The following is a 25,831-nucleotide window of genomic DNA, read 5'->3' on the forward strand; positions in this document are numbered from 1 at the left end:
GGGGGGATCCCGGCTGCTCGCGGGGGCGGGGGCCTCTACGCGGCGCCGGAAGCATGTCCAACGACCAGCGGCCCGGCATCATTCCCGGGCGCCTCACGCCACCACCGGGGGTGCGGTGCGAGCGGTTCACGTCGTCGGAACCGTGTTCAACGACCAGCCGGCCAGGATCATTCCCGGGCCCTGACGCGTCGTCGCAACCATCGTCAACGACCCGCCGGCCGGGGTGATTGCCTGCGGCTCAGGCCGTCGGAGACGTACTCAACGACCGCGGCCTGGGCTGTGCCCACAGCCGGCACCGCCTCGCTCGGCGGCGGCCAGTGCTCGGTCGTTCACCCGGTTACAACGCCCGGCACCCGCCCACGATTCCGCCACCAGAGTGCCGCCCACCACCCCCAACCCGGACACCCCGCTCTACACCCGGTGATCAAGGAGTTTGCGGCACTTTCCGGCGCTGCCGAGGGCACAAACTCCTTGATCACCCCAGGAGAAACCCTTCCCGGGCGCCCGCAGCGTCGATCATGAGGTTGGCAGCGACAAAACGGACACCAAGCGCCGCCAAGTTCATGATCGACGCGACCGGGCAGGGCTGACCCGAAGGGCGCCGCAGGCGACACGGGCGATCTTGCAGTTCACGCCCTCCCGGCATCCCGTTTGCGAGGTTTGCCCGGGCAGCAAGTGCAAGATCGCGGGTGAACTGGCGACGGATGCGGCAATCTTGGAGTTGTGGCGCCTCGCGAAAGCCGTGAGTCGGGCATCCCGGGTGCCACAACTCCAAGATCGGCGTCGGGGCGGGGAGCAGCAGGGTCAGCGGCGGCCGTGGCGAGCACGAAGGTAGTCGGAAACCACGTACTCGCCCAGGTCGTCCAGGTCCGGGGTGAACATGCGGCCACCCGAACGCCGCGCCACCGCGTCCACGAACCGGCGCAGCCCTGGATCATCGCCCAGCATGAACAGGTTGAGCGTCGCGCCGTACCGGGTCAGCCGGTCCACCTCCCGGATCGTCGCCGAGATGGTCTCCGGCAACGGCGGCCAGTGGAAGTACGCCTCACCGTCCTCCGGGTCCAGGTGCGCTGTCGGCTCGCCGTCGGTGACCACAAGCACCACCGGCTCGGCACCCGGGTGGCGGCGCAGGTGCCGGCCGGCGATCCGCAGCGCGTGCTGGAGGTTGGTGCCCTGCTGCATGTCCGGCTCCACCGCCGCAAGCTCCTGCTGGGTCAGCGGCATCGCCTCCCGGCCGAAGCCGACGATCTGCAGCGCGTCCTGCGGGAACCGGGTCGCCATCAGATGCGACAGGGCCAGCGCGGTCTGCTTCATCGGGCCCCAGCGGCCCTGCGAGATCATCGAGTACGACAGGTCGACGCAGAGCACCACCGCCGCCGACGCCCGCCGTTCGGTCTCCACCACCTCGAAGTCCTCGACCGCGAGCGGCACCGGCACTCCGGGACCGGCCCGTCGTACCGCGCGGGTGAGCGTGCGCACCACGTCCAGCGGCTGCTCGTCGCCGTACTCCCAGGGGCGGGACGCCCCGCTCACCTCGCCCGCCGCGCCCGCCGTGCGGAGGTCGTGCTGGCCGCGCGGGCCGGCGGTCAGGTCGGCGAAGACCCGCCGCAGCGCGGTGCTCGCGAGCCGGCGCAGCGCCTTGGGGCTGAGCGTCAGGCCGTCCGCATCGCGGGTGACCCAGCCCTGGCGGCGCAGTTCGCGTTCCAGCTCCCGCAACCGGCGTACGTCGTCGGCGGCGTCCCGGCCCAGCGTCCGGGCGACGGCCTCCACGTCGACGTCGTCGAGCGTGGCGCCGGGCTGGTCCTGGTCGAGGGAGTCCAGCAGCTCGTCGAGTTCGGCGATCTCGTCGAGCGCGCCGGTGGCCTCGCCGTAGCCGAGCGGCTGGTCGCCGCGGACCCGCTCGCCGCGCTGCCAGTTCAGGTCCGGCCGCAGCGACCGCAGGTGGGCGTCGAGCTGGGACAGTTCGCCGGCGAGCCGGTCGCCGAGCGACTGGCGCATCAGCCCGGCCAGTTCCTCGCGTTGCCGGTCCGACAGCGACCGCATGAGCCGCTCACCGGCGGCGGCCCGCCGGGCCAGTACGTCGATCAGCTCGTCGACATCCCTGGGGCGTTCCGGGAAGAACTCGCCGTGGCGGCGCATGAACTCGGCGAACGCGTCGGTGGTGTCCTCGGCGCGGGCGTGCCGGGCGAGCAGGTCGTTGAGGTCGCGCATCATCTCGGCGAGCTGCCGCTGGACGGCCGGGTCGGCGGTGGCCCGGGCCGCGTCGCGCAGCCCGGCGAATCGCTGCTCCAGCACGTCGCCGCGCAGCCCGTCGAGGATCCGCTGGTACGTCTGCCGCGCCTCGGCGCTGGCCCAGTCGTACCCGGAAAGCTCCGACACGGCACGGGCGGTGGAGCGGGGCAGGTTGTCGAGCACGGCCTCGGCGAACCGGGCGTCGTCGCCGTCGCGGCCGCGCAGCTCGTCGCGTTCGGCGGCGAGCGCCTGGTCGAGCAGGGCCCGGGCCCGGGTGACGGCGCCGTCCAGGTCGCCCCGGCGCAGCGCCTCCCGGCGGAGGCGGCGGGCGCGGGCGGCCAGGTCGTCGAGCCCGCCACGCCCCTGCGGGCCGCGCCGTAGCAGCTCGCGCAGCGATTCGCGCAGGCTGCCGCCGGCGAGCACGTCCGAGCCGACCGCGTCCACCGCGGCGCGCACGTCGTACGGCGGGGCGAGCGGGTCGGGTCCGCCGCGCCACTGCCCGTACCGGAAGCGGTTGCCGCCGGCCATTGTCAGTCCCGGTCCCCGTAGACGGTGCGCCCGGTGTCGGTGACGTCCTTGCCGAGCCGGCGGGTCAGGTGCAGCCCTTCCAGCACGAACTCGATGCCGGCTGCCGCCTCCTCCGGGCTGGGCGCGTCGCCGAGCCCGAGCCGGTCGAGCACCTTGGCCAGCCCCGGCACGGTCCCGACCTGGCGCAACAGCTCGGCCGAGGAGACCAGTTCCCCGGTCTCGACGGCGCCGCCCTCGGCGACGATCGCGGTGAAGCCGGACAGGTCGAGCCCGGCGAGGCGGGCGCGGAACGTCTCGGCGGTGGCGGTACGCAGCAGGTGCGCGAGCACCTCGATCTCGCGCCCCTCTTCGCCGCTCTCGAACTCGACCTTGCCGCGCAGCGTGGAGGTGACGGAGACGGTGTCCCCGATCCGGGCCACCGGCGCCTCCGGACGAGAGGCAGACGCAGACGCAGCGCCGCCACCCGAGGCACCAGCGACGGCAGAGGCACCGGCCAGCAGACCCGAACGGCGCAACGCGGCGGCGGCGACCGTCTCCGCGGCGGCGATGGCGAACCGGGCGGACACGCCGGAGCGCGGGTCCACCGACGGGGACTCCCGCACGTCGCGGGCGAACCGGGCCAGCACCTCCAGCACGTGCTCAGGTACGACGGCGACCAGGTCGGCCTCCTGCCGGATCAGTGCCAGCTCCAGGTCGAGGTCGAGCGGGTAGTGGGTACGGATCTCCGCGCCGAACCGGTCCTTCAGGGGCGTGATGATCCGGCCCCGGTTGGTGTAGTCCTCCGGGTTGGCGCTCGCCACCAGCAGCAGGTCCAGCGGCAGCCGCAGCTGGTAGCCGCGGACCTGGATGTCGCGCTCCTCCAGCACGTTGAGCAGCGCCACCTGAATGCGTTCGGCCAGGTCGGGCAGCTCGTTGACGGCGAAGACGCCCCGGTTGGTGCGCGGTACGAGCCCGAAGTGGATGGTCTCCGGGTCACCGAGCGTGCGGCCCTGGGCGAGGCGGATCGGGTCGACGTCGCCGATCAGGTCACCGACGCTGGTGTCCGGCGTGGCGAGCTTCTCGCCGTACCGCATCGAGCGGTGCAGCCACCCGATCGCCAGGTCGTCGCCGGCCGAGTCGACGAGCGCCTGGGACGCCGGGGTGAGCGGGTGCATCGGGTGCTCGTTGAGTACCGAGCCGGGGATCACCGGGGTCCACTCGTCGAGCAGCGCGCCGAGCGAGCGGATCAGCCGGGTCTTGCCCTGCCCGCGCTCGCCGAGCAGCACCATGTCGTGCCCGGCGAGCAGCGCGCGCTCGACCTCGGGCAGCACCGTGTCCTCGTAGCCCACGATGCCGGGGAAGCGTTCCTCGCCGGAGCCCATCCGGACGAGGAGGTTGTCTCGGAGTTCCTGTTTGACCGTGCGGTAGCGGTGGCCGGTCGCGCGCAGCTCGCCGAGCGTGCTCGGCAGGTCGGCGGGCGGGACCGGGGAAACCTGGTTGGGAGCGGTCACCCGACCCACGCTAGCGCGGTCCGATGACCGGCGGCGCCCGTCGTCACTCAGCCGACCACGGACGCCACCGGAACGCCGCTCACTTACCGAGGCGGGCGCGGACCATCCGGGGTACGGCGGCCAGCCCGGTGACCGGGCGGAACGCGTGCGCGGCGGCGACCAGTGCGGCGTACTCGTCGTCGGCGAGGTCGATCTCGGCGGCGGCGGCGTTGCGTTCCATCTGCTCGACCCCGGAGGCACCGGGGATGGCCACCACGTTCGGGTGCCGCAGCACGTACGCGAGCGCGATCTGGCTCGGCGTGGCGTCGTGCGCGTCGGCCACCTCGCGCAGCGTGGCGATCAGCGCGGTGCCGCGTTCCAGGTTCTCCGGCAGGAAGTACGGGTTGGCCCGGCGTACCGCCCCGGCCGGCGGGTTCGTGGCGTCGTAGCGGCCGGAGAGGAAACCCTGCGCCAGCGGCGAGTACGCGATGACGATCCGGCCGGCCTGCTCCGCGTACGGGATGAGGTCTTCCTCGGGGCCGCGGTCGATCATGCTGTAGCGGACCTGGTTGCTCAGCACCCGGCGGCCCAGCGCGGCCTCGGCGAACCGCCACCGGCGCAGGCCGTAGTTGCTGACGCCGACCTCGCCGACCAGCCCGACGTCCTGCAGCGAGCGCATGCCGCGCATGGTGGTGGTGTCGGCGACCACCGGGTTGGCCTGGTGCACCTGGTAGAGGTCGATGCCGTCGACGCCGAGCCGGGCGGCGGAGGCGACCGCGCGCTGCTGCACCACCGGGGCGACCGGCAGCAACGGGAAGATCTTGGTGGCGACCACGACCTTGGCCCGGTCGTCGCCCAGTGCCGCACCGAGGATGCGTTCGCTGCGGCCGAAGCCGTACAGCTCGGCGGTGTCGAACAGGGTGACGCCCAGGTCGAGCGCCCGACGGACGATCTCGGCGGCCCGGCGCTCGTACTCGGGGCCGTAGCCCCACTCCTTGGAACCGAACTGCCAGGTGCCGAGGCCGATCTTGGAGATGGGCTTGGGGGTGTCGAGCCGCACGTAACGCATGAGGCCGAACGTACCCGCGCCGCTGCGTGCGCACTCCGGTCCGGACAGAATGGCCTGGTGACCTACCTCGCCAGCGACGACCGTTACCACGAGATGATCTACCGGCGCAGCGGCCGGAGCGGGCTGAAGCTCCCCGTCATCTCCCTCGGCCTGTGGCACAACTTCGGACCGGACCGCCCCTTCGAGCGGCAGCGCGACATCGTCCGCCGCGCCTTCGACCTCGGCATCACCCACTTCGACCTGGCCAACAACTACGGCCCGCCGCCCGGTTCGGCGGAGGAGAACTTCGGCCGGCTGCTCGCCGCCGACCTGAAGCCGTACCGGGACGAGCTGGTGATCTCCAGCAAGGCCGGCTATCTGATGTGGCAGGGCCCGTACGGCGAGTGGGGCTCGCGCAAGTACCTGATCTCGTCGCTGGACCAGTCACTGCGCCGCCTCGGGCTGGACTACGTCGACATCTTCTACTCGCACCGGTTCGACCCGGAGACCCCGCTGGATGAGACGATGGGCGCACTCGACGCGATCGTCCGCTCCGGCAAGGCGCTCTACGTGGGCATCTCCAACTACGACTCGGAGCAGACCGAGCGGGCCGCCGCGATCCTGCGCGACCTGGGCACGCCGCTGCTGATCAACCAGCCGTCGTACTCGATGATGAACCGCTGGACGGAGAGCGACGGCCTGCTGGACACGCTGGAGCGCGTCGGCGCCGGCTGCATCGCCTACAGCCCGCTCGCCCAGGGCCTGCTCACCGACCGCTACCTGAAGGGCATCCCGGCCGACTCCCGGGTCCGCACGAGCGTCTTCCTGAACGAGAGCGACCTCGACGAGGAGACGATGGCGACGGTCCGAGGGCTCGCCGCGGTGGCCGAGCGACGCGGGCAGACCCTCGCGCAGCTCGCCTTGACGTGGGCGCTGCGCGACCCGCGCATGACCAGCCTCATCATCGGCGCGAGCAGCGTCGGGCAACTGGAGGGCAACGTGGCCGCGGTGAACAACCTCGACCTCGCCGGTGACGACCTGGCGGAGATCGAGAGCTTGCTCGGCTGAGTCACCAGATGCGGCGCCGCCCGGCGCGGTGGTTGCGGATCCCGCACGGCCGCCCGGGCGGCGGCCCGCCGGCCCGCCGCAGTCCGACCACCGCCGCCGCGAGCAGCGCGACGACGAGCGCCGCAGCGCCGACCACGAGCGGCCGGGACAGCGGTCCGCCGTCGGTCACCGTCGCGACCGGCACCGCCGGCTCGTCGTCGGCCGCCGGCACGGCGAGGGTACGCGGAGGCGACGCGCTCGCCTTCGGCGCTGCCGGCGGCGGGTCCGGCTCACCGCGTGCCGCCCGGAAGATCACGTCCGAGCAGGAGTAGTACGTGTCCTGGGTGTCCGAGTTCTGCCAGATGACGTAGACGAGGTGCCGGCCGGTCCGGTCGGTCGGCAGCTTCCCCCGCATCTCGTACGCGCCCGCGCGGATCGGCGGGTCGGTGACCTCGAGGAACGGTTTCTCCTCCAGATCCGCCCAGGTGAGCACGCGCTTCGGCGAGTACGAGCCGGTGGTGACGTAGTACCGGAACGTGCCCCGGTGCGGGATGGTGGTGCGGTAGCGGAACGTGTGCCGGGCACCGGCCGTGAGCGTGGTGGCGGGCCAGTCGGCACGCGCCAGGTCCAGCCCCCGATACGCGGACAGCCCGCCGCTGCACAGTTCCCCGTCCGGAATGCGTTCCCGGTCCCGCCCGTCGATCCGGGCCACCCGGATGTTGTCCCACTCGCGTACCGCCGCTCCGGCGGCGACCGCGGCCCGGCAGGCGGGCGTCTGCGCCCGGCCACCCTCGGGCCCGCACGCGGCGGCCCGGCTCAGCGGGCTGGTCGGCGCACCGTGCGCCGCGGCCGGCGCGGCGGTCAGCGGCACCGTCGCGGCGACGGCGGCGAACGCGGCGAACGCGCGACGTGCGGCCATGTGATCGACCTCCCGCGCACTGGTACGGCCGCGAGCCGCCAAAGGTTCGATCCGCGCCGATCGGCGGGGCGGCATGACCGAACGGACAACCGGGGCGGCGACGGACGCCTGACGGCCCTAGAGTGACGAAACCCTGTGATCGAGGAGCGTCCCTTGCCCGAGCCGGTCCCGTCCCCCGAGTCGTCCCGCGCCGCCCCCGCGGCCGGTCCCGCACCGGGCGACGTTCCCGCCCCCGCACAGCCGTACCTGCTGGTCCTGCCCACGATGGAGGGCGCTCCCGCACCGGTGCCGTGGCCCGGTGCCGAGGGGCAACCAGGCTGGGCCATTCCGGTCAGCGTGCCGCCCGGCACCCAGGGGTACGCGTTGTTCCTCCCGCTGGTCCCCGCGCCCGGCCAGCCGGGGGCACCCGGCCAGCCGGCGGCGGTGCCCGCCCAGGCGACGGCGCCCGCCGCCGAGCGCTCCCCGGCGGAGGGCGCTGCCCCGGCCACCGGCGCGAGCGGCACCACCGCCGCCCTGTCCACACCGGCCGAGGGCTCGGTTCCTTCCACCGCCGCGAGCGGCCCGACCGCATCGGGTGCGGCGGCAGCAGCCGAGGCTGGGAAGCCCGTCGCCGACCGTCCGGCGGGCGGAGGGCCTGTCGCCGCCCCGCCGGACGCCGTTCCGGCGGCTCGCCGGGAGCAGGCTGGCGGAACGTCCCCGGCCACCGGCGACGCCGCATCGTCCACCCCGGATGCCGGCCCGGCAGACGCGGCCACGGCCGCCTCCGGTGGAGCCGGGACCGGCGCGCGCCCCGGCGATGGTGCTCTGCGGACGGCCGCTTCCGCGACTTCCGGCCCGTCGGGAGCCTCGCAGACATCTGCCGCTCCCCCGGGCACGCCAGCGGCTACCGGCCCGTCCGGCGCCACGCAGGCGCCAGTCTCCGGAGCATGGACCGCGCCGGGCGCGCAGCCTGCCTCCGGGCCGCTGCCCGCGCCGGGTACTCAGCGCGCTCCGGGCACCCCGCCTCCGCACGGCGGTGGGCTGGCGCCCGCGCCGCCGTACCCCGGAATGGGGTGGAGCGGGCACCCGCAGGCGCCGACGTGGGCGCCGCGACCTCCGGTGCCGCGGACCTCGTTCCTCGGCGCGCGGTGGCCCGGCCCGAAGGCGGCGACCGGGCGGGCGGTGCCGCTCGCGGTGCTGGCCGCCGCGGTCGGCAGCGCGGTCTTCGTGCCGCTCGGCCGCGTCGGCGTCGGCTGGTTCCTGGGCTGGCTCACGCTCACGCTCGCTGTGGTGCTGGCGGTCCGGTCGAAGACCGCGGACCTGCCGCGCGCCGACAAGCTCATCCGGGCCGGGTGGGCGGCTGCGGCGCTGGCCCTGATCGCCGTGCCGGCGTTCCGGAACGCCTGGTGGCTCGTGACGTTCTGCGTGCTCGGCGCGCTCGGCTGCGCCACCCTGGCGATCATCGGCGGGCGGCTGGTGCGCTCGGTCCTGTTCGGCCTGGTGGCGACGCCGTTCGCGGCGTTGCGTGGCCTGCCGTGGGTACGCCGGCACATCACCGCCTCGCCGCAGGAGGCGACCGTGCGCAAGGTGACCGTCTCGGTGGTCGCCACGGTCGTGGTGCTCGTGGTCTTCGGCAGCCTGCTCGCGTCGGCCGACGCGGCGTTCTCCGAGGCGCTCGGTTCGCTCGTCCCTGAGATCAACATCGGTACGGTGTTCGGCTGGCTGTTCCTCGCAGTGGTGGGCGGTCTGATCGCGGTTGCCGCGCTCTACACGCTCGCCGCGCCGCCCGACCTGTCCACCGTGGATCGCGAGGGTGAACGCCGTCTCGGCCTGCTGGAGTGGGCCCCGGCCATCGGCGCGCTCACGCTGCTGTTCGCCGGGTTCGTGGTGGTGCAGTTCACCACGCTCTTCGGCGGGCAGCAGCACGTGCAGCGGATCGCCGGGCTCAGCTACGCCGAGTACGCGCGCAGCGGCTTCTGGCAGCTGCTCTTCGTCACGCTGCTGACGGTGGCGGTGCTCGGCGGGGTGAGCCGCTGGGCACGCCGGGAGCGGCCGGTCGAGCGGATCCTGCTGCGCGTGCTGCTCGGGCTGATCAGCGCGCTCAGCGTGGTGATCGTGGCGTCGGCGTTGTCCCGGATGTGGACGTACCAGAAGGTCTACAGCTTCACCGGCGAGCGGATCTTCGTGATGGCGTTCGAGATGCTGCTCGGCACGGTCTTCCTGATGATCATCGCGGCCGGCGTCAAGTGGCGGGGCCGGTGGATCCCCGGCACCACGCTCGCGCTGGCGGTGGCGATGCTGCTCGGCCTGGCCGTGCTCAACCCGGAGGACTACGTCGCCCGCCGCAACACGCTGCGGTACGAGCAGACCGGCAAGATCGACGCCTGGTACCTGCGGGCACTGTCCGCCGACGCCACCCCGGCGCTCGCCAAACTCCCCGACCCGGTACGCCGGTGCACGCTGAGCTGGATCGCCGACGACCTCGCCGAACCCGACCCCTGGTACGCCTGGAACCTGGGCCGCCAGCGCGCCCGCAAGGCCCTCGACGAGGTCGGCCCGCAGGCGATCGGCGGCCCGAAGGACTGCCGCCGGGCCGACCAGTTCGACCTGCCGAAGACCCGGCGCCCGCGCTGACGTCGCAGGCCGGGCCGCGAATCCCCGCGGCCCGGCCGGCCCGGTCAGGCCGGACCGCCGCCGAAGCCGATCTCGTTGCCGTCCGGGTCGTGGAAGATCACCTTGCGGACGCCGTTGTCGTAGGTCTCCTGCGCGGTCGGCGTCAGACCGCGGGCGGTGATCCCCGCGACGCGGGAGTCGAGGTCGTCGACGACTACCGTCTGCATGGCGTGACCGGCGTGCTCGGGCCGCACGTCGACGTAGAGGTAGCGGTGCTCGGCCAGCTCCCACACCGCCTCGCTGTCGTTCGGCCGGAACTGCGGCGGTTCGCCGAACAGCCGCTCGTACCAGTCCGTCGCCACCGCGAGATCGCGCACCGGGACGCCGGCGAACAGGTCGACAGTCATCCGGCCAATCTATCCGGGTCGACGTGCCGGCGCGGGCTCACGCCGTACCGGCGTTTGAACGCCGCACTCAGGGCGAACGAACTGCCGTAGCCGACCCGGCGGGCCACCGCGCCGACTGTGGCGCCTGGCTCGCGGAGCAGGTCGGCCGCGAGCGCCAGCCGCCAGCCCGTCAGGTACGACATGGGCGGCTCACCGACCAGCGCGGTGAAGCGCCGGGCCAGCGCCGCCCGCGACATCCCCACCTCCGCGGCGAGTGACGCCACCGTCCACGGCCGGGCCGGGTCGTGGTGCAGCATGCGCAGCGCGCGGCCGACCACCGGATCGGCGTACGCCAGGTACCAGGCGGGGGCGGCGGCGTCCGGCCGGGCGAACCACTCCCTCAGCGCGGCGATGAGCAGCAGGTCGAGCAGGCGGTCCAGCACCGCCTCCTGGCCGGGGTCGTCCTTGACGATCTCGGCGGCCAGCAGCGGCACCAGCGGCGTGTCCCACGACTCGCGCCGCACCACCGCGAGCGGCGGCAGCGCGTCCAGCAGCCGCCGCCCGACAGTGCCCCGTACCGGGTACGTGCCGGTGAGCAGCACGGTCCGGCCGTCCGGCCCGTTGCCCCAGGTGCGTACGCCCCAGCGTGTCATCGCGAACAGCTCGCGCCCGTCCGGTGTGGTGCAGCGCTGCCCCGGGTGCACTACCACCTGCGGCGCCGTGGCCGGGTCGTCCGCCACCGTGTACGGGGCCGGCCCGCGCACGATCGCCACGTCACCGCCGGTCAGCCGCGCGGCGTCGCCCTCCTCCGGCACGATCCAGCCCTCGCCCCGCACCACGGCGACAAGCGTGAGCGGCGCCTCGTCCCGGATCAGCATCGACCAGGGCGGGGTGAGGATCGAACGCAGCAGGAAGGCGCCCCGCGCCCGGGGACCGTCGAGCAGGCCGGAGACGGCGTCCACGAGACGATTGAACACACGATCGCGCGTCCTGACCATGTGCCGTCTCATCGCCCGGCGGTTCGATGAGGACATGCGACTCGTACAACAACTGACGCTGGTCGGCGCCACAGTCGGCGCCGGTCTGATGGCGGGCCTGTTCGCCGCGTTCGCGTACGCCGTGATGCCGGCGCTGCGCGGCGCGGACGACCGCACGTTCGTGGACGCCATGCAGCGCATCAACGTCTCAGTCGTCAACGGCTGGTTCCTGCTGGCGTTCCTGGGTACGCCGGCGCTGGCGGCGCTCGCGGCGGTGCTGGCGTGGCGCGGGGCGACCCGGCCGGCGCTGCCGTGGATCGTCGCCGGGCTGGCCCTGTACCTGGTGATGTTCGTCGTCACGGTGGCGGTGAACGTGCCGCTGAACGACGCGCTCGCGGCGGCCGGCACGGCGGATCTCGGAGCGGCGCGGGAGCGCTTCGAGTCCGCCTGGGTCACCTGGAACGTGGTCCGGACGGTGGCGAGCACTGCCGGGTTCGGCGCGCTGTGCTGGGCGCTGGTGCTCGCGGGCCGCGTGACCAGTTAGGGAACCGCACCACTGAAGTTGATCAACGGCGACGCCAGCACTTCTCCTGGTCCGCTCGTTAGGCGGGTTGCGGATAACCATCTGGGCGAGGGACATCCGGAGACCCGGTAGGGATAATGCACCAATGCCACAACTCGAGGCGCACGAAATGCCGCTCCACAAGGTGTTTTGCAGCGAATACAGCTTCAGCATCCCTGATTACCAACGCCCCTATGCGTGGCGCAAGGAACAGGCGTTGCAGTTACTGGATGATCTGAGTGAGGCCCTCGACCGCGACAGCGCGGATCCCTACTTCCTCGGATCCGTCGTCCTCGTCAAGAACAAGCAGGATCCGGCGGCCGAAGTCATCGACGGCCAGCAGCGCCTCACAACCCTGACCATTCTGCTCGCGGTCCTGCGCGATCTGACCGACGACCAAGAGGTTCGATCAAGCCTCGACCACCTGATCTCCGAGCCTGGTGACAAGATCCGAGGACTGGCTTCGCAGCCGCGTCTTATGCTACGGAAACGCGACCGCGCGTTCTTCGCGGATCACGTCCAACGCACCGGCAGCGTTATTCATCTGCTGGCTCTCAACCACACGGTGGTCAAGAACGACGCCCAGCGCGCCATCCAGGAGAACGCGAACGCCCTCCACGGACGCCTCGCACAGTGGCCGTCCCACCGCCGACTCGAACTCATGCGGATGTTGAGCACGCGCACCTACCTGGTCGTGGTGAGCACACCAGATCTGGCCAGCGCCCACCGCATCTTCAGCGTAATGAACGCCCGCGGGCTCGATCTTCTGCCCACCGACATCTTCAAGTCGAACATCATCGGCGGCCTGCCCTCCGACGACTCAGATGCATACGCCGAGAAGTGGGAGAGCGCTGAGGAGCTGGTGGGCCGCGAGCTTTTCGCCGAACTCTTCCAGCACATCCGGATGATCTTCGCCATGAAACGTCCGGAAAAGGAACTACTCAGAGAGTTCCCCGAACAAGTCCTCGTTGACTACCTGCCGGGCAGGGGCGCCGCCTTCGTCGACGATGTGCTGACCCCGTACGCCGAAGCCTACGGCCAGATCCGGGACTTCACCTACGCAGCACCGGTGGGCGCAGAGCCGGTCAACAACTGGTTCCGGAGATTGGCTCAGATCGACAACAGCGACTGGCTGCCGCCCGCCCTGTGGGCACTTCGTCGCCACGGTGACGATGCCGCCTGGCTGGATGACTTCCTGAAGGCGCTCGAGCGGCTCGCAGCCAGCATGCTCATCCGCCGGGTCTACGCGACCCCACGGGCCCAGCGCTATGCCGCATTGCTGCGCGAGCTTGCCGACGGAAAGGGACTGGACGCGCCGTCGCTGGCGCTTTCCGAAGTTGAGAAGAAGGAGGTCACGGAGAAGCTGAACGGCGACCTCTATCTCCAGGAGAAGGTACGCCGCTACGTGCTGCTGCGTCTCGATGAACTTCTGGCCGGCGCGCCTGGCGTTACATATGAGCATGCCCGCATCACGGTTGAGCACGTCCTGCCGCAGAACCCGGCACCCGCCTCGCTGTGGAAGGTCAGGTTCACCGATGAGCAACGGGAGTACTGGACGCACCGCGTCGCCAACCTGGTGTTGCTGAACCGCGCGAAGAACTCGCAGGCGCGCAACTTCGACTTTACGAAGAAGAAGGCCACCTACTTCGCCGGGAAGAACGGCGTCGCCACGTTCGCACTAACGAGCCAGGTTCTCCTGGAGAACCAGTGGACGCCGGAGGTCTTGCGAAAGCGTCAGGCCGCGCTACTCAACGTGCTGAAGAAGGCGTGGGTGGAGGACTGATCGCGGACTGGGCTCGAGGCGAGGCGACGGGGAAGGCGTGGGCCTTCGCCACCGTCATCCTGTCGCCCGCTCGAGTGCAGGGCCAACTGATCCTGAGATAGCGAAAAGCCCTGGTGGGATATCTCTCCCCACCAGGGCTTTTCCGCTTGGGTGGAGCCGAGGGGACTCGAACCCCTGACCCCCACACTGCCAGTGTGGTGCGCTACCAGCTGCGCCACGGCCCCTTGCGGTCGTCCCCGGTCGCCCGGGCACGGAGAGAACTATACACACGCCGCCCGGCATGGTCATCTCGCGGGGGTGCCCCCGCACCCGGCTCAGTTCAGTGCCACGTCCGGCGGGAAGTGGGCCACCGCCGCCATCATGCCGCCCTGCCGGCGCAGCACCATCGGCCAGAGATCATCCGGCCGGTCGACGAAGGCGTCACCGGGCAGCGCGTCGAACACGAACCAGGAGCCCTCCTCGATCTCGCGCTCGACCTGCCCGGCACCCCAGCCGGAGTAGCCGGCGAACACCCGGATCCCGCCGACCGCCTCGCGCAGCTTCTCCGGGTCGACCGAGAGGTCGATGGTGCCGACCGCGCCGGAGACGCGGTGGAAGCCCTTGACCGGCCGGACGGGGTGCCGCATCCGGGCCAGGCAGATGGCGGAGTCGGGCTGCACCGGGCCGCCCTCGAACAGCACCGCCGGGTCGCCGGCCAGGTCGCTCCAGTCGCCGAGCACGTCGGCCACGGAGACCTCGGTGGCCCGGTTCAGCACCACCCCGAGGGCGCCGCCGGGTTCGTGGGCGACGAGCAGCACGACCGTACGGTCGAAGTTCGGATCCTTGAGCCCTGGTGTCGCGACCAGCAGTCGTCCGGTCATCGACTCCATGGCTCGGCCACCGATCGCCTGCCCCTCACCCTGCATGTCCGACACCCGTCAGCCGTGCGCCCGTACGGGCCCGAGGCCGTCGACCGTCCACCCTGTCAACGCCATGTCACGCACCATAGCCTGCACCCGGCCCGCTGGTTAAGGTCTGACGGCGGGTGATCGCGACGGATCGAGGGAGGGCCGGATGGCGGCGCAGGCCGAACTGGCGGTGATCGGCGGGTCGGGGCTCTACGCCCTGCTCGACGGGGTGGAACACGTGGTGGACACCCCGTACGGCGAGCCGTCGGGCCCGATCACCGTCGCCGAGGTGGGCGGTCGCCGGGTGGCGTTCCTGCCCCGCCACGGACGCGATCACCGTTACCCGCCGCACCTGATCCCGTACCGGGCGAACCTGTGGGCGCTGCGGTCGCTCGGCGTACGCCAGGTGCTGGCACCGTGCGCGGTGGGCGGCCTGCGGCCGGAGCTGGGCCCGGGGACGTTCGTGGTGCCGGATCAGTTGATCGACCGCACCAGCGGGCGCACGCAGACGTACTACGACAGGGGCGCGGTGCACGTGTCGTTCGCCGACCCGTACTGCCCGGCCGGGCGGCGCACGCTGCTCGACACGGCGGCGGGGCGTGGCGTGCCGGCGGTGGACGGCGGGACCGTGGTCGTGGTCGAGGGTCCGCGCTTCTCGACCCGGGCGGAGTCGCGCTGGTTCGCCTCGATGGGCGGCACGATCGTCAACATGACCGGTCACCCGGAGGCGGTGCTGGCCCGTGAGCTTGCCCTCTGCTACACGTCGATCGCGCTGGTGACGGATCTGGACGCGGGCGTGGAGGCGGGCGAGTCGGTCACCCACGAGGAGGTGTTCCGGGTCTTCGCGGAGAACACCGACCGGCTGCGCGGGCTGCTGCTGGACGCCGTGGCGGCGCTGCCCGCCGAGCGGGAGTGCGAGTGCGGGAGCGCCCTGGACGGGATCAAGCTGCCGTTCCCGCTGCCCTGAGCGCGGGAAGCGCCCGAAAAGTCGTCTTCGGCCCGATAGATTCGGCTGGTCGGGAGACTGGGCACCGGGCCGGCTCCGGCATCCGCGTGCGGAACGGAGGCAGCCGGCGATGGCGACGGTGCGGGAGGCGACCTACGACCTGCTGCGCGCGCTCGGCCTGACCACCGTCTTCGGCAACCCTGGCTCGACCGAGGAGCCGTTCCTCCAGCACTTCCCGGACGACTTCCACTACGTGCACGCGCTTCAGGAGGCGTCGGCGGTCGCGATGGCCGACGGCTACGCCCAGGGCACCGGCCGGCCCGCGCACGTCAACCTGCACACCGCGCCCGGCACCGGCAACGGCATGGGCAACCTGGTCACCGCCTGGCACAACCGGACCCCGCTGATCGTCAGCGCCGGCCAGCAGACCCGCGAGATGCTGCTGATCGAGCCGCGCCTGGCCAGCCCCCGGGCGGTCGAGCTGGCCCAGCCGTACGTCAAGTGGGCCCACGAGCCGGCCCGCGCGCAGGACATCCCGGCGGCCTTCATGCGGGCGTACGCCTCGGCGGTGCAGCCACCGGCCGGGCCGGTCTTCCTCTCCCTGCCGATGGACGACTGGGACCGTCCGGCCGACCCGCCGCCGCAGGTGCGTACCGTCGCCACCCGGATCGCGCCGGACCCGGACCGGCTGCGCAGCTTCGCCGGCGCGCTGGCCGCCGCCCGCGCCCCGGCACTGGTGCTCGGCGCGGCGGTGGACCGGTCGGACGCCTGGCCGGACGCGGTGGCGCTGGCCGAGCGCCTGGCCGCCCCGGTCTGGGCCGCCCCGGCACCGGAGCGCGCCGTGTTCCCCGAACGGCATCCGCACTTCCGGGGCGTGCTGCCGTACGCGATCGGGCCGCTGTCGGAGGCGCTGCGCGGCCACGACGTGGTGCTGGTGGTGGGCGCGCCGGTGTTCCGCTACTACCCGCACGTGCCTGGTGACTACCTGCCCGGCGACGCGCGGCTGCTGCACGTCACCGACGATCCGGACGAGGCGGCCCGCGCCCCGGTCGGGGAGAGCCTGCTCGGCGACGCCGGGCTGACCTTGGCCGCGCTGTGTGAGCTGCTGCCGCCGACCGATCGGGCGGCGCCGTCACCGCGCCCGCAGCCGGCCCCGCCCGAGCCGGCCGACCCGCCGAGCGCCGACGCGCTGTTCGCCGCGCTGGCGGACGCGTGGCCGGCGGACGGGGTGCTGGTACAGGAGTCGCCGTCCAACCTGGCCGCGCTGCGCCGCCGGCTGCCGATCGACCGGCCGCGCTCGTACCTGACGATGGCCAGCGGCGGCCTCGGCTTCGGGCTGCCGGCGGCGGTCGGCATGGCGCTCGCCGAGCGCGACACCGGGCGTGGCCGCCCGGTCGTCGCGGTGGTCGGCGACGGCTCGTTCCACTACTCGGTCCAGGCGTTGTGGACGGCGGCGCGGCTGCGTCTGCCGCTCGCCGTCGTGGTCCCGGTGAATCAGCAGTACGCGATCCTGAAGGCGTTCGCCGAGCTGAAGCACACCCCTGGCGTGCCGGCGCTGGACCTGCCCGGGTTGGACGTGACGGCGGTGGCGCACGGCTACGGGTGCGCCGGTGAGGTGACCACGCCGGACGGGCTCGGCGCGGCGCTCGAGGCGGCGCTCGCCGCGGACCGACCGACGGTGCTGCCGGTGCCGATCAGCACCGACGTGCCACGGATCCTGTGAGCCTCAGCCGGGCTGGACGATCAGCGGGGCGCCGCTGCCGGCGTCGAGCACCACGCGCCCGCCCACCGGCGCGGTGAGCGTGACGCTGACCGGCTTCAGCACGAGCTGCTGGGTGCAGGGGCCGGTGGGCGAGACCACGGCGCCGCCGATCACCACCACGTCCGGCCGTTCCAGCACCAGCGGTGTGGGCGGACTGTCGCAGGCGCCGACGCCGAGCAGGTAGTCGATGCGGTTGCCCTCCACCGCCCGTAGTTGCTGCGCGGACACCAGGCCCGCCGGGAGCGGCGTGCCGGGCACCGCGCCGCCGGGAACCCGGCCGGTCACGCGCGGCGCGACAGCGACCCGGGCCACGGGTACGGCCAGTTCCTCCACGGTGAACAGCCAGGCGGGCACCTCGGCACGCCCTCGGCTGGTCCACACCGGCGCGCTGCCCAGCCGCACCCCGGTCACGGTGAGCGCCACGCACGCGCCGGGCGCCGAGGTCGACACCGGGTCGTTCGGGCCGGGTCGCCCGGTCGGTGCCGGATCCGGTGCGGCCGGACGCCCGTCGCAGGGCGGCGGATCACCCTGGTGGAGTTGGGCGTACGCGTCGGCGGCGCTCACCAGCGGCACCCGCAGCGTGCCGTCGGGGAACCGGATCGTGCCGTCCTTCGGCACGTCGGCCGGGATCGGGATCTGGTCCCGGTACCAGCCGGCGTTGAACGCCGTCTTCGTCTCCGCGGTGGTGCCCGGGTCGCCGGTGAGCACCGTGGCGTCCTGGAGCGGGACGTACCCGTCGTGCCAGCCCGGTACGGGCCGCCAGCCGGCCGCCACCTCCCGCGCCCGCTCGGTGAACGCGGGCCGCTGGTCCGGGCCGGCGGGCGTGGCCACCCCCGGATCGGCACCGGGCGTGGCGCAGGCGGAGAGGGCCAGCAACGGGATCCCGAGCAGGGCGAGCACGCGACGCATACGGGGTTGGACGCGTGCCCGTCCCGGCCGGTTCCCCGGGCTCAGTCCTCGCCGCCGAGGTCGGCCTGGTACGCCTCCCAGAGCAGGTCGGCGCCGTGCCGCCGGTGCCGGTCGAGCGCGCGCAGCAGACCGTGGGTGCGGGCCCGTACCTCCGCGGCGGACACCCCTGGCAGGCGTACGGCGTGCTGGAGCGCGGCGAGCGCAGCGCTGATCGCGGCGTGCTCACCGACCAGCAGGCGTACGCCCCGGTCCAGGCGTGGCGCGGCGCGCACCAGGTCGGCGTAGTGGCCGCCGGCTCCCTCGGTGACGCGGACGTGTTCGGTGAACCCCCGCCGGACGGGGTCCAGATCGGTGAGGAGTCGCTCCCGCCAGCGCGGCCCGGCGGTGGCCAGCGCCCGCCCGAGGGCGCGCAGGTCACCGGAGGCGCTCGGGAGCACGGCGGTCGGTTGCTGGATCGGACTGGTGACCATGGGACACCTCCCGCTGCTGGGTGCGAACCCGTATGGCGATGGTGGACCCGGTTCCGGGCGCTGTCCAGCGGTCGGTGCCGCCTCATCTGCCCCATCGGCATCAGCAGCCCCGCGAGGTGTCACCGGCCTCGGAGACGACTGTGCGCCCCGGTCCGGGTGGACGGGGCGCACAGTCTGTGGTGGAGGTGCCGGGAATCGAACCCGGGTCCTTCGCCGGTTTGTCAGGGCTTCTCCGAGCGCAGCTCGCTGTGCCTCTACTCGGCCCCACCGCTCACGCGAGCAAGTTGGTGTGACGGGCCCAGTCGCTGATTGATCTCGCCGCACGGACCCCGCGACCGGGTCCGATTGGCCAGCCTTCTAGCTGATGCCGGCTAACTGGGTCGAAGGCGCTCCCAGGCCGACAGACTTGCTACTCGCCTCAGGCGGCGAGAGCGAAGTCAGCGCGATTGTTCTTGGCGCTTATTGGTTTCCGACGACCGATTCTCGAGACGACGTCGGCTTCCTCGGCTCGCTTCCCCTGTCGCTGCGTACGAAGTCGAAACCAGTCACCCCCTCGAAGCGCTGCCCCTGTCGGCAGCACACCAAGCCTAACGCCTGGCGCAACCGGTTTCATCCCGAGGCCCGCCCGACGCAGGCAACCGGACGAACCGGACGAATCACTCAGCCATGCCCTTGCCGCGCCGGCCGACCGCCCGGGCGATCTCCTTGGCGGCGTCCCGCTTGGCGAGGTCCTGGCGCTTGTCGTACGACTTCTTACCCCGGGCCAGGCCGATCTCCACCTTGGCCCAGCCGTCGGAGAAGTAGACCTGCAACGGCACCAGCGTCAGGCCGCTCTCCTTGAGCTTGCCCAGCAGCCGGTCGATCTCCAGCCGGTTGAGCAGCAGCTTGCGGGTACGCCGGGGCTCGTGGTTCGTCCAGGTGCCCTGGGCGTACTCCGGGATGTGCATGGCGTGCAGGTAGATCTCGCCGTCACGCTCCTGGGCGAACGCGTCCACGAGCGACGCCCGCCCGGCCCGCAGCGACTTGACCTCGGTGCCGGTCAGCGCCATGCCCGCCTCGTACGTGTCGAGGATGGCGTAGTCGTGGCGTGCCTTCTTGTTGGAGGCGACCACCTTGCGACCCTTTTCCCGTGGCATCGGCGCCACCCCCTTCCTGATCGACTCACCGGCCACCGGCCGGCGAGCGGAGATCATGCTACCGGAACCACAAGGGCCCTCCCGCGCCGTTTATTCCGGCGCGGAAGGGCCCTCGGTGAGCCGTACGAGGTGACTAGACCCGCAGGTAGAAGCGGAGCGTGACCCAGGCGGTGACCGCGCTGACCACGCCACCGACGGCGGCCATCAGCGGGAAGGTCAGGAAGATCTCGGACCAGGAGATCGGGGTGATGAGGCCCTCCAGGGCCGCCATCGAACTGCCGGCCGACAGCAGCTTCACCGCGACCAACGCGAGCAGGCCCAGGATGGAGCCGAACAGACCGGCCACCACCGCCTCCAGCACGAACGGCGCCTGGATGAACCAGTTCGACGCGCCGACGAGCTTCATGACCGCCACCTCACGCCGCTTGCTGTACGCGGCGACCTGGATGGTGTTCGCGACGAGCAGCAGGGCGGCGACGGCCATCACGATGGCGATCGCGAGGGCGCCGTTCTGGAACCCGCTGAGCACGCCGAAGACCTTGTCGAGCAGCTTGCTCTGGTCGACGATCGTGTCGATGCCCTCGGCGGTCTTGTACTTGTCGTAGATCGCCTTGTACTGCTCCGGGTCGTTCAGCTTCACCCGGTACGACTCGGGAAGCTGGTCCGGCTTGACGGCGCTGACCAGGTCCGGGGCGTCGGCGTACATCTGCTGGAAGCGCTCGTACGCCTGCTCCTTGTTGACGTACGTCGAGTCCTTGACCAGCGGGTCCTGATCGAGCTGCTGACCCAGCGCGTCGACCTGTTCCTTGGTGGCATCGGTCTTCAGGAAGATCGAGACCTCGACGTTCTCGTAGTAGAGGTCCTTCATGTCGCCGACCTTCTGGTAGAGAAGGCCGCTGCCGCCCAGCATGAACAGCGACACCGCCATTGTGATGATCATGGCGATGGTCATCGTGACGTTGCGCCACAGCCCGACCAGTACTTCGGACAGGACGTACTTCATCCGCATCGGGATATTCCTCCGGCTCTCCGGCGTGAGGTTTCGTCGTCAGGGTCTACGGAACGTCGTCCGGCTCAGCCGTAGACGCCGCGGGCCTGGTCGCGCACGATGCGGCCGCTCTCGATCTCGATGACCCGGCGCCGCATCTGGTTCACGATGTTGGAGTCGTGCGTGACCATCACGACGGTCGTACCGGTGCGGTTGATCCGGTCCAGCAGGCGCATGATCTCGATCGAGGTGTCCGGGTCCAGGTTTCCGGTCGGCTCGTCGGCCAGCAGGATCAGCGGCCGGTTGACGAACGCCCGGGCCACCGCGACACGCTGCTGCTCACCACCGGAGAGCTCATGCGGGTAGCGGTGCTCCTTGCCGCCGAGACCGACCAGCTCCAGCACCTCCGGCACGACCCGGCGGGCGACCGCCTTCGTCTTACCGATCACCTCCAGCGCGAACGCCACGTTCTCGTACGCGGTGCGGTTCGGCAGCAACCGGAAGTCCTGGAAGACGCAGCCGATGGAACGCCGGAAGTGAGGTCGCTTCCAGGAACGCATCGACGTGACGTCCTTGCCGTTGACGACGACCCGGCCCTTGTTGGGCGTGACCTCGTGCAGCAGCAACTTGATGATGGTGGACTTGCCGGAGCCGGATGGACCGATGAAGAAGACGAACTCGCCCTTCTCGATCGAGACGGACACGTTGTCGAGCGAAGGCCGGGACGCCTTCGGGTACGTCTTCGTCACTTGCTCAAGCTGAATCACGGGTCGGTAGTCTACGCGGTGTAACCGCAGAGCCAAGCCCCACGCCCCGCAGAAGCGGTGCGCGTCATCGATTTACCCGGTCAGCCCGAGATCGATGACGCGCTGCGTCCAACCGTGATCACGCACTGTCAGCGCTGAGCTGCTGCTGCTTCCGCCAGCGGATTCCCGCCTCGATGAAGCTGTCCAGGTCACCGTCGAAGACCGAGGACGGATTGCCCGTCTCCTGTTCGGTACGCAGATCCTTCACCATCTGATACGGGTGCAGGACGTACGAGCGCATCTGGTCGCCCCAGGAGCTGGTGCTGCCGGTCTTCAGGCCGGCCAGCTTCTCCTCCTCCTCCTGCCGCTTGCGCTCCAGCAGCCGGGCCTGGAGCACCCGCATCGCGGAGGCCTTGTTCTGCAGCTGGGACTTCTCGTTCTGGCAGGTCACCACGATGCCGGTGGGGATGTGGGTCAGCCGCACCGCCGAGTCGGTGGTGTTGACGCTCTGCCCGCCCGGGCCGGACGACCGGTAGACGTCCACCCGGACCTCGTTCTCCGGGATGTCGATGTGGTCGGTCTGCTCGGTGACCGGCAGCACCTCGACCCCGGCGAAGCTGGTCTGCCGGCGGCCCTGGTTGTCGAACGGGCTGATCCGCACCAGCCGGTGCGTGCCGGACTCGACGCTGAGCGTGCCGTAGGCGTAGGGCACCTTCACCGTGAAGGTGGCCGACTTCAGGCCCGCCTCCTCGGCGTACGAGGTCTCGTAGACCTCGGTCGGGTAGCCGTGCCGCTCGGCCCAGCGCAGGTACATCCGCAGCAGCATCTCGGCGAAGTCGGCGGCGTCCACGCCACCGGCGCCGGCCCGGATCGCGACGAGCGCCTCCCGCGAGTCGTACTCGCCGGAGAGCAGCGTGCGGACCTCCATCTCCTGGATGGCCTTTGTGAGCCCGGTGATCTCCGACTCGACCTCGGTCAGCGCGCCCGGGTCGTCCTCCGCCTGGGCCAGCTCCAGCAGCACCCCGGCGTCGTCGAGCCGGGAGCGCAGGTCACCGAGCTTGGTGATCTCGCCGTTGACGTACGACAGCTGCGACGTCACCTGCTGCGCCTTGGCCTGGTCGTCCCAGAGGTCGGGGGCGGATGCCTCCTGCTCCAGCCGGGCCTTCTGCTCGCGCAGCTTGTCGAGGTCGAGCACAGCCTCGATGTTGCGCAGCGTGGCGTCGAGTTCCTTGAGCTGTTCGGCGTAATCGGCAGCGGTCACGACAGACAAGACTACTGCCTATCCTGGCCCGGCCGCCGCAGGTGGTCAGCCGACCGGCGCGGTCTTCAGCCAGGACAGCGCCGCCTTGTGGTAGGCGACGGCGAACTCCAGCGCGCTGGCGTCGTAGCTGTCGCCTTCCTTCTTGGCGTTCTTGACCTGCTCCCGTACCGCCGCCAGCGCCTCGGTGTGGTACTCGTTCGCCGTCGCGTACAGGTTCTTGAGCTGGCTCGACGAGTGCAGGTCACCGAACGCGATCCGTAGCGCTATCGGGTTACGGATGGTGTCCTTGCCGGGATTCTCCGCCAGCCAGCGGGAGAATGTCCGTTTCCCGGCCGCCGTCAGCGCGTACGGCTGGCTCATCCGCGGCCCGGGCTTGCCGAGACGCACCAGACCCTTCTCGGCCAGGACCGGCAGCTCCCGGTAGACCTGACTGCGGGTCATCGACCAGTACGGCGCCAGCCGGCGCTCAGCGGCGGCCATCAACTGGCCGCCAGTCATCGGGCCGTCGTGCAGCAGACCGAGCAGAGCTGCTGCCGTCGGGTTGACTCCGGATTCCGCCATGCCCTCTAAGCTGCCACTTTGTCGGCTCTGGCGTCCAGGATTTGCTCATTTCGGCACCCGATGACGGGTCCGATGTGCACTGTCGGATGAGGAAGAGGGCCCGCCCCGGCCGGGACGGGCCCTCCGGCGAGGGTCTCAGCCCATGTGCGGGTAGGCGTGATCGGTCGGCGGGACGAAGGTCTCCTTGATCGTCCGCGGCGACATCCAGCGGACCAGGTTGTGCCAGGAGCCCGCCTTGTCGTTGGTGCCGCTGGCCCGGGCGCCGCCGAACGGCTGCTGCCCGACCACCGCGCCGGTCGGCTTGTCGTTGATGTAGAAGTTGCCGGCGGCGTACCGCATCTTCTCCGCCACCTGGTCGACCACCCGGCGGTCGGTCGCGAAGATCGACCCGGTCAGCGCGTACGGCGCGATCGACTCGGCCTGGGTGACCACCTCGTCGAAGCGGGCGTCGTCGAAGACGTGTACGCCGAGGATCGGCCCGAAGTACTCGGTGGTGAACGTCTCGTGTGCGGCGTCGGAGCACTCGAACAGCGTCGGCCGGACGAAGTAGCCGACCGAGTCGTCGGCGGTGCCGCCGGCCAGGATGCGGCAGGAGTCGTCGCTCTTGATCAGTTCCAGCGCGGCGGTGTGCCGGCCGAACGCCTTGTCGTCGATCACCGCGCCGCCGAAGTTGCTGAAATCGGTCACGTCGCCGTAGGTCAGCGAGTCGGCGGTGGCGGCGAGCCGGTCGCGCAGCCCACCCTCCCAGATCGACCGCGGGACGTACGCCCGGGAGGCGGCCGAGCACTTCTGGCCCTGGTACTCGTAGGCGCCCCGGATCAGCGCGGTGTGCAGCGCGTCCACGTCGGCGCTGGAGTGCGCGACCACGAAGTCCTTGCCGCCGGTCTCGCCGACCAGCCGGGGGTAGCCCCGGTAGCGGGCGATGTTGTCGCCGACGGTCTTCCACAGGTGCTGGAACACCTTTGTCGAGCCGGTGAAGTGGATGCCGGCGAGGTCCGGGTCGGCCAGCGCCACCTCGGAGACCTCCTCGCCGCGCCCGGTGACCATGTTGATCACACCGGGCGGCAGGCCGGCGGCCTCAAACAGGCGCATGGTGAAGTGCGCCGCGAACTGCTGCGTCGGGGACGGCTTCCAGACCACCGTGTTGCCGAGCATGGCCGGCGCGGACGGCAGGTTGCCGGCGATCGCGGTGAAGTTGAACGGGGTGATCGCGTAGACGAACCCCTCCAGCGGCCGGTGGTCGAGGCGGTTCCAGACCCCGGGCGAGGACAGCGGCTGCTCGGCCAGGAGCCGCCGGGCGAAGTGCACGTTGAACCGGAGGAAGTCGATCAGCTCGCACGCCGAGTCGATCTCGGCCTGGACGGCGGTCTTGGACTGGCCGAGCATGGTGGCCGCGTTGAGCGTGTCCCGCCAGGGGCCGGCGAGCAGGTCGGCGGCGCGCAGGAAGATGGCGGCCCGCTCCTCGAACGGCAGCGCACGCCACATCGGAGCGGCGTCCTTGGCAGCCTTCACCGCGGCGCGGGCGTCGTCGTGGGTGGCGTGCCCGGTGACGCCGAGGACGTGCGCGTGCTTGTGCGGCTGCACCACGTCGATCGACGCGCCGCCGGCCATCCGGCGCTCGCCGGCGATCGTCATCGGCAGCTCGATCCGCTCGGCGGCCAGTTCGGCCAGCCGCCGCTGGAGCCGTTCCCGGTCGGCGCTGCCGGGCTCGTAGTTGTGTACCGGCTCGTTGAGCGGCTCGGGTACGGAGAACACGGCGTCCATCACAGGCTCCTGGCGATCTCGACGGCGACGGCGAAACCGGACCCGCTGGCGCCGGCCGGCGGCCGGACGCCGGACACCGCGGGGTCAGCGGCGGCGGGACCTGGCCCGATTCTGTCACGAGACGCCCCCGCAGGCCGCGCCTCCCCGGTACACCGGACGGCCCGGCCGTCTCCGGACCTTCGGCCGCCGCCCACCCACATCCGACGAAACATCGGATCACAACCCATTTGATCGACGATTCATTGGCGCTTACTCAACCGTTGATCCACTCCATCTCGGGGAAGCGGCGGTATCCGAGCCCACGGGATACCACCACATCGGCGTACTGCAGCCGATCAACGCTCGGGCGACACGTCGGGAACGCGATCACCGCCCAGCAGGCTGCCGAGGCGGCCATCTGTGCGCGGTTGGCGGACGAGGGTAAGCGCGCCTGCACAGGACCGTCCAAGGATCGGCCGACACCTGCCCGTTCGAACAGCGGCGGCACAGGACCAGCCCGAGGATCGGTCAGCGCCAGCCCACCCGAACAGCGGCCGCACAATGAACCGCCCCGAAGATCGGCAGGAACAGCCGTGCGAGCGGCACCCGCAATACGACCGCGCGAGCAGTGCCCGCCACACGACACCGTGCCGCCGATGGAGCAGGAAGGCAACCATCCGCAGGCCGCGCCGCCTGACCTTCCACCCGGCCCCGCCTCAGGTTCCCGGGCACCGCGCCTCGCGGTTATCGGACACTGATCCACTCCACCTCGGGGAAACGGCGGTATCCGAGCCCTTCGGATGCCACCACATCGGCGTACTGCAGTCGATCAAGGCGCAGACGGCACACGGCCCGCCCGAGGAGTGGTGATGCGCCGCG

Annotated in this window: 21 protein-coding genes, 1 tRNA gene and 1 other RNA gene; 6 read left to right on the plus strand and 17 right to left on the minus strand. The window is 71.5% G+C overall.

Going from position 1 to position 25,831, the window contains the following annotated elements; translation table 11 throughout:
- Positions 1 to 804: 804 nt before the first annotated feature.
- The 3 genes from IRY44_RS00005 to IRY44_RS00015 all read right to left on the minus strand — a co-directional run bounded on the left by IRY44_RS00005 (position 805) and on the right by IRY44_RS00015 (position 5,298).
- Positions 805 to 2,760: a VWA domain-containing protein gene (locus tag IRY44_RS00005; RefSeq protein WP_194798435.1), complete on the minus strand. Its 1,956-nt coding sequence runs from the start codon at positions 2,758 to 2,760 to the stop codon at positions 805 to 807.
- 2 nt (positions 2,761 to 2,762) lie between these two features.
- The gene (locus IRY44_RS00010; protein ID WP_194798436.1) at positions 2,763 to 4,259 is read right to left on the minus strand and encodes a magnesium chelatase; all 1,497 of its coding nucleotides are present in this window, start codon (positions 4,257 to 4,259) and stop codon (positions 2,763 to 2,765) included.
- 70 nt (positions 4,260 to 4,329) lie between these two features.
- Entirely contained in the window at positions 4,330 to 5,298 is a 969-nt protein-coding gene (locus IRY44_RS00015) for an aldo/keto reductase (RefSeq protein WP_047894557.1), read from the minus strand.
- 57 nt (positions 5,299 to 5,355) lie between these two features.
- Here IRY44_RS00015 and mgrA point away from each other — a divergent pair, with 57 nt between their 5' ends.
- On the plus strand, positions 5,356 to 6,345 hold the full coding sequence (mgrA, locus tag IRY44_RS00020) for an L-glyceraldehyde 3-phosphate reductase (protein WP_194798437.1): 990 nt from the start codon (positions 5,356 to 5,358) through the stop codon (positions 6,343 to 6,345).
- Between the two features lies 1 nt (position 6,346).
- Here mgrA and IRY44_RS00025 read toward each other — a convergent pair whose 3' ends face one another.
- Complete coding sequence (locus IRY44_RS00025; RefSeq protein WP_194798438.1) at positions 6,347 to 7,243, minus strand: lytic polysaccharide monooxygenase; 897 nt, start codon at positions 7,241 to 7,243, stop codon at positions 6,347 to 6,349.
- A 1,098-nt stretch (positions 7,244 to 8,341) separates the two neighbouring features.
- Here IRY44_RS00025 and IRY44_RS30540 point away from each other — a divergent pair.
- The gene (locus IRY44_RS30540; protein ID WP_370584808.1) at positions 8,342 to 9,856 is read left to right on the plus strand and encodes a DUF4153 domain-containing protein; all 1,515 of its coding nucleotides are present in this window, start codon (positions 8,342 to 8,344) and stop codon (positions 9,854 to 9,856) included.
- Between the two features lie 44 nt (positions 9,857 to 9,900).
- On the opposite strand, the gene IRY44_RS00035 is transcribed toward IRY44_RS30540, so the two are convergent.
- Both IRY44_RS00035 and IRY44_RS00040 read right to left on the minus strand, forming a co-directional pair.
- Positions 9,901 to 10,242 carry a VOC family protein gene (locus tag IRY44_RS00035; protein WP_194798440.1) on the minus strand — a complete coding sequence of 114 codons (342 nt, stop codon included), beginning with the start codon at positions 10,240 to 10,242 and terminating at the stop codon, positions 9,901 to 9,903.
- The gene (locus IRY44_RS00040; RefSeq protein ID WP_194798441.1) at positions 10,239 to 11,183 is read right to left on the minus strand and encodes an AraC family transcriptional regulator; all 945 of its coding nucleotides are present in this window, start codon (positions 11,181 to 11,183) and stop codon (positions 10,239 to 10,241) included. Before IRY44_RS00040 ends, IRY44_RS00035 begins: the two co-directional genes overlap by 4 nt.
- A 70-nt stretch (positions 11,184 to 11,253) precedes the next feature.
- Here IRY44_RS00040 and IRY44_RS00045 point away from each other — a divergent pair, with 70 nt between their 5' ends.
- Positions 11,254 to 11,742, plus strand: coding sequence for a DUF1772 domain-containing protein (locus IRY44_RS00045; RefSeq protein ID WP_194798442.1), 489 nt, complete (start codon positions 11,254 to 11,256; stop codon positions 11,740 to 11,742).
- Between the two features lie 124 nt (positions 11,743 to 11,866).
- The gene (locus tag IRY44_RS00050) at positions 11,867 to 13,543 is read left to right on the plus strand and encodes a DUF262 domain-containing protein (protein WP_194798443.1); all 1,677 of its coding nucleotides are present in this window, start codon (positions 11,867 to 11,869) and stop codon (positions 13,541 to 13,543) included.
- A gap of 151 nt (positions 13,544 to 13,694) precedes the next feature.
- On the opposite strand, the gene IRY44_RS00055 is transcribed toward IRY44_RS00050, so the two are convergent.
- Positions 13,695 to 13,767, minus strand: a tRNA-Ala gene (locus IRY44_RS00055).
- Between the two features lie 90 nt (positions 13,768 to 13,857).
- Complete coding sequence (locus IRY44_RS00060) at positions 13,858 to 14,448, minus strand: YqgE/AlgH family protein (protein WP_018787607.1); 591 nt, start codon at positions 14,446 to 14,448, stop codon at positions 13,858 to 13,860.
- Between the two features lie 148 nt (positions 14,449 to 14,596).
- Here IRY44_RS00060 and IRY44_RS00065 point away from each other — a divergent pair, with 148 nt between their 5' ends.
- Both IRY44_RS00065 and mdlC read left to right on the plus strand, forming a co-directional pair.
- Entirely contained in the window at positions 14,597 to 15,397 is an 801-nt protein-coding gene (locus tag IRY44_RS00065; RefSeq protein ID WP_194798444.1) for an S-methyl-5'-thioadenosine phosphorylase, read from the plus strand.
- 109 nt (positions 15,398 to 15,506) lie between these two features.
- A complete protein-coding gene (gene mdlC / locus IRY44_RS00070) occupies positions 15,507 to 17,099 on the plus strand; it encodes a benzoylformate decarboxylase (RefSeq protein ID WP_194798445.1) in 1,593 nt (530 codons plus the stop codon).
- A gap of 3 nt (positions 17,100 to 17,102) precedes the next feature.
- Here mdlC and IRY44_RS00075 read toward each other — a convergent pair whose 3' ends face one another.
- The 9 genes from IRY44_RS00075 to pruA all read right to left on the minus strand — a co-directional run bounded on the left by IRY44_RS00075 (position 17,103) and on the right by pruA (position 24,973).
- Entirely contained in the window at positions 17,103 to 18,047 is a 945-nt protein-coding gene (locus tag IRY44_RS00075; RefSeq protein WP_194798446.1) for a hypothetical protein, read from the minus strand.
- Positions 18,048 to 18,088: 41 nt separating this feature from the next.
- Positions 18,089 to 18,517 (minus strand): hypothetical protein, encoded by a 429-nt coding sequence (locus tag IRY44_RS00080; RefSeq protein WP_194798447.1) that lies wholly within the window; start codon positions 18,515 to 18,517, stop codon positions 18,089 to 18,091.
- Between the two features lie 177 nt (positions 18,518 to 18,694).
- Positions 18,695 to 19,070: a transfer-messenger RNA gene (ssrA, locus tag IRY44_RS00085) on the minus strand.
- A 103-nt stretch (positions 19,071 to 19,173) separates the two neighbouring features.
- A complete protein-coding gene (gene smpB, locus IRY44_RS00090) occupies positions 19,174 to 19,653 on the minus strand; it encodes an SsrA-binding protein SmpB (protein WP_116511188.1) in 480 nt (159 codons plus the stop codon).
- Positions 19,654 to 19,786: 133 nt separating this feature from the next.
- Complete coding sequence (gene ftsX / locus IRY44_RS00095) at positions 19,787 to 20,662, minus strand: permease-like cell division protein FtsX (protein ID WP_194798448.1); 876 nt, start codon at positions 20,660 to 20,662, stop codon at positions 19,787 to 19,789.
- A 65-nt stretch (positions 20,663 to 20,727) separates the two neighbouring features.
- Complete coding sequence (gene ftsE / locus IRY44_RS00100; RefSeq protein WP_013284225.1) at positions 20,728 to 21,408, minus strand: cell division ATP-binding protein FtsE; 681 nt, start codon at positions 21,406 to 21,408, stop codon at positions 20,728 to 20,730.
- Between the two features lie 118 nt (positions 21,409 to 21,526).
- Positions 21,527 to 22,648, minus strand: coding sequence for a peptide chain release factor 2 (gene prfB, locus IRY44_RS00105; protein WP_194798449.1), 1,122 nt, complete (start codon positions 22,646 to 22,648; stop codon positions 21,527 to 21,529).
- A gap of 45 nt (positions 22,649 to 22,693) precedes the next feature.
- Entirely contained in the window at positions 22,694 to 23,209 is a 516-nt protein-coding gene (locus tag IRY44_RS00110) for a PadR family transcriptional regulator (protein WP_013284223.1), read from the minus strand.
- A gap of 135 nt (positions 23,210 to 23,344) precedes the next feature.
- Positions 23,345 to 24,973, minus strand: coding sequence for an L-glutamate gamma-semialdehyde dehydrogenase (gene pruA / locus IRY44_RS00115; protein WP_194798450.1), 1,629 nt, complete (start codon positions 24,971 to 24,973; stop codon positions 23,345 to 23,347).
- Positions 24,974 to 25,831: the final 858 nt, after the last annotated feature.

Origin of the sequence: Micromonospora sp. ANENR4, assembly GCF_015354395.1 — a bacterium.
Classification (GTDB): Bacteria; Actinomycetota; Actinomycetes; order Mycobacteriales; family Micromonosporaceae; genus Micromonospora; species Micromonospora aurantiaca.